The 4,376-nt window shown below is 61.4% G+C and carries 1 protein-coding gene; it reads right to left on the bottom strand.

Going from position 1 to position 4,376, the window contains the following annotated elements:
- Positions 1 to 4,376: immunoglobulin-like domain-containing protein (locus ACF8Q6_RS16400; RefSeq protein ID WP_392499108.1), on the bottom strand; the 4,376-nt coding region annotated here is incomplete at both ends.

The following is a 4,376-nucleotide window of genomic DNA, read 5'->3' as shown; positions in this document are numbered from 1 at the left end:
GTGGTGCCGTCGGTCAGCTTGAAGTACAGCTCCGAGTGGTTGTTGATCGGCAGACCGTCTTTGTTGGTCAGCGTGATGGTGTAGGTGATCTCGCCGCCTTCGGTCACCGACGGAGTGGCAGTCAGCTTGGCCACCACTTCGTCGAGGGTGTCGGTGACATCCACTTTCGCGGCACCGCCCAACTCGAGGTTTTCGAACGCAGCACCAGTGGCGTCCACCGCCGAGTTGATGCCCAGGCTGATTTCGCCAGCGTCCTGGTAGACGTCATCGCCTTGCGCGTCGTGAGTGTACGGCGCGCTGGTTTCGCCGGCCTTGATGGTGACCTGAGCGTTGTTGCTCAGAGTCACGACCAGGTCGTGAGCCAGGGCGGTGTTGATGTGCACGGTGAAGGTCGGCTTGACGTTCTCGGCCACCGAGGCCTGGTCAGCCGTGATGGTGACCTTGACGATGTCGCCTTCGTTACCTGGCGTACCTGGCTCGTCGGTGACCTCGGTGCTGACCGGGGTCTTGTCCAGGTTCAGGTTTTCGAACTTCCACGCATCTGCGCCGCTGACCGCATCGATGGCATTGACCACCGGCGCGTTAGTGCCGACATAGACGTTGTCTGGTGCGGTTGCAGTCGCCGAGCCCGTGGTGCTGTTCGCTGCCACGACGACGGTGGTGCCGTCGGTCAGCTTGAAGTACAGCTCCGAGTGGTTGTTGATCGGCAGACCGTCTTTGTTGGTCAGCGTGATGGTGTAGGTGATCTCGCCGCCTTCGGTCACCGACGGAGTGGCAGTCAGCTTGGCCACCACTTCGTCGAGGGTGTCGGTGACATCCACTTTCGCGGCACCGCCCAACTCGAGGTTTTCGAACGCAGCACCAGTGGCGTCCACCGCCGAGTTGATGCCCAGGCTGATTTCGCCAGCGTCCTGATAGACGTCATCGCCCTGCGCATCGTGGGTGTACGGCGCGCTGGTCTCGCCAGCCTTGATGGTGACCTGGGCGTTGTTGCTCAGGGTCACGACCAGGTCGTGAGCCAAGGCGGTGTTGATGTGTACGGTGAACGTCGGTTTGACGTTCTCGGCCACCGAGGCCTGGTCAGCCGTGATGGTGACCTTGACGATGTCGCCTTCGCTGCCTGGGGTACCTGGCTCGTCGGTGACCTCGGTGCTGACCGGAGTCTTGTCCAGGTTCAGGCTTTCGAACTTCCATGCATCTGCGCCGCTGACCGCGTCGATGGCATTGACCACCGGCGCGTTAGTGCCCACATAGACGTTGTCTGGTGCGGCTACAGTCGCCGAGCCCGTGGTGCTGTTCGCTGCCACAACGACAGTGGTGCCGTCGGTCAGCTTGAAGTACAGCTCCGAGTGGTTGTTGATCGGCAGACCGTCTTTGTTGGTCAGCGTGATGGTGTAGGTGATCTCGCCGCCTTCGGTGACCGACGGGGTGGCGGTCAACTTGGCCACCACTTCGTCGAGGGTGTCGGTCACTTGGACCGAAGCGTTGCCGCCCAGTTGCAGGTTCTCGAAGGTCGCACCAGTGGCGTCCACCGCCGAGTTGATGCCCAGGCTGATTTCGCCAGCGTCCTGATAGACGTCATCGCCCTGCGCATCGTGGGTGTACGGCGCGCTGGTCTCGCCAGCCTTGATGGTGACCTGAGCGTTGTTGCTCAGGGTCACGACCAGATCGTGGGCCAGCGGCTGGTTGACGTGCACGGTGAAGGTCGGTTTGACGTTCTCGGCCACCGAGGTCTGGTCAGCAGTAATAGTGACCTTGACCAGGTCGCCTTCGCTGCCCGGCGTACCTGGCTCGTCGGTAACCGACGTGCTGACCGGGGTTTTGTCGAGGGTCAGTTGCTCGAACTTGCCGACATCCGCGCCTTCAACGGTTGCGATCGATTTCACGACAGGGTCGTTAGCGCCGACGTAGACGTTATCCGGGGCAGTGACGGTGGCAGTGCCCACGGTGCCGTTGGCTGGCACGGTGATGACGGTTTTGCCGTCGCTCAGCGTGAAGGTCAATGCACTGTGGTTGTTGATCGGAAGACCGTCTTTGTTGGTCAGCGTGATGGTGTAAGTGATCTCGCCGCCTTCGGTCACCGACGGGGTCGCGGTCAACTTGGCCACGACTTCGTCGGTGGTGTCAGTCACTTGAACCGAAGCGTTGCCGCCCAGTTGCAGGTTCTCGAAGGTGCGACCGTCTACATCCACAGCAGACGTGATGCCCAGGCTGATCTGGCCAGCGTCGTTGTAGACGTCATCACCCTGCGCAGCGTGGGTGTACGGCGCGCTGGTTTCGCCAGCCTTGATGGTGACCTGAGCGTTGTTGCTCAGGGTCACGACCAGATCGTGAGCCAGCGGCTGGTTGACGTGAACAGTGAAGGTCGCTTTGACGTTCTCGGCCACCGAAGTCTGGTCGGCCGTGATGGTGACCTTGACCAGGTCGCCTTCGTTGCTGCCGCCCGGGTTGCCTGGAGTGCCAGGCTCGTCGGTGACGGTAGTGCTGACCGGGGTCTTGTCCAGGTTCAGGTTTTCGAACTTCCACGCATCTGCGCCGCTGACCGCGTCGATGGCATTGACCACCGGCTCGTTAGTGCCCACATAGACGTTGTCTGGTGCGGCTACAGTCGCCGAACCGGTGGTGCTGTTCGCTGCCACAACGACAGTGGTGCCGTCGGTCAGCTTGAAGTACAGCTCCGAGTGGTTGTTGATCGGCAGACCGTCTTTGTTGGTCAGGGTGATGGTGTAGGTGATCTCGCCGCCTTCGGTGACCGAAGGGGTCGCGGTCAGCTTCGCCACGACTTCGTCGAGGGTGTCGGTCACTTGAACCGAAGCGTTGCCGCCCAATTCCAGGTTTTCGAACGCAGCACCAGTGGCGTCCACCGCCGAGTTGATGCCCAGGCTGATTTCGCCAGCGTCCTGGTAGACGTCATCGCCTTGCGCGTCGTGAGTGTACGGCGCGCTGGTTTCGCCGGCCTTGATGGTGACCTGAGCGTTGTTGCTCAGAGTCACGACCAGGTCGTGAGCCAGGGCGGTGTTGATGTGCACGGTGAAGGTCGGCTTGACGTTCTCGGCCACCGAGGCCTGGTCAGCCGTGATGGTGACCTTGACGATGTCGCCTTCGCTGCCTGGGGTACCTGGCTCGTCGGTGACCTCGGTGCTGACCGGAGTCTTGTCCAGGTTCAGGTTTTCGAACTTCCACGCATCTGCGCCGCTGACCGCGTCGATGGCATTGACCACCGGCGCGTTAGTGCCCACATAGACGTTGTCTGGTGCGGCTACAGTCGCCGAGCCCGTGGTGCTGTTTGCTGCCACAACGACAGTGGTGCCGTCGGTCAGCTTGAAGTACAGCTCCGAGTGGTTGTTGATCGGCAGACCGTCTTTGTTGGTCAGCGTGATGGTGTAGGTGATCTCGCCGCCTTCGGTCACCGACGGGGTGGCGGTCAGCTTGGCCACCACTTCACTGATAGTGTCCGAGATCTCAACGGTAGCCGGGCCACCCAAGGCCAGCTTCTCGAAGGTGGCACCCGGAACTGTAGCGTCGGTAACACTGAGCGTGATGGAGCCTGCATCAAGATAGACGTCATCGCCCTGAACCGAGGTCTTGTACTCGACTTCGGTCTTACCGGCTTCGATCGTCACGGTGTCGCCGTTCGACAGGGTTACGGTCAACGGACGGTCCAGCGCCTGGCTAACTTTCACAGTAAAGGAAGGTTGCTGGTCTTCGGTCACATTGCCATTGCTGACAATGCTTAAGGTGACAGTATCGATGCTGTCATTGATGACAGTCGAGGCTGGGGTCGGATTCGGAGTCAGCTGTTCGAAGTTGCCGCCCGTGGCGCTCTCGATGGTGACGCTGACGGTCGAACCGTTGTTATAGACGTCATTGGCCGGGGTCTGGAAATCAACGCTGCCCTGGGTTTTGCCAGCCTCAACGGTGATGGTCTGGCCGTTGGACAGGGTCACGGTTACCGGCGTCTGGGCAGGATTGCTCAGGGTCACGGTGTAGGTGATCACGCCGCCTTCGGTGACCGACGGGCTCGCCGTCAGGGTCGCGGTGGTGGCGTCGACCGAGTCGTTGATCGTGGTCTGAGCCGGGGTCGGGTTCGGGGTCAGCTGTTCGAAATTGCCGCCCGCGGCGTTCTCGATGGTGACGCTGACGGTCGAACCGTTGTTGTAGACGTCATTGGCCGGGGTCTGGAAATCAGCGCTGCCCTGGGTTTTGCCGGCTTCAACGGTGATGACCTGGCCGTTGGACAGGGTCACGGTTACCGGCGTCTGGGCAGGGTTGCTCAGGGTCACGGTGTAGGTGATCACGCCGCCTTCGGTCACGCTTGGCGAGGCGGTCAGGGTCGCGGTGGTGGTGTCGACCGAGTCGTTGATCGTGGTCTGAGC

The sequence above is a fragment of the Pseudomonas sp. GLN_2 genome, from assembly GCF_043106005.1.
Classification (GTDB): Bacteria; Pseudomonadota; Gammaproteobacteria; order Pseudomonadales; family Pseudomonadaceae; genus Aquipseudomonas; species Aquipseudomonas alloputida.
The sequence above is the reverse complement of the archived record's forward strand: the minus strand, read 5'-3'. Positions and strand labels throughout refer to the sequence as shown.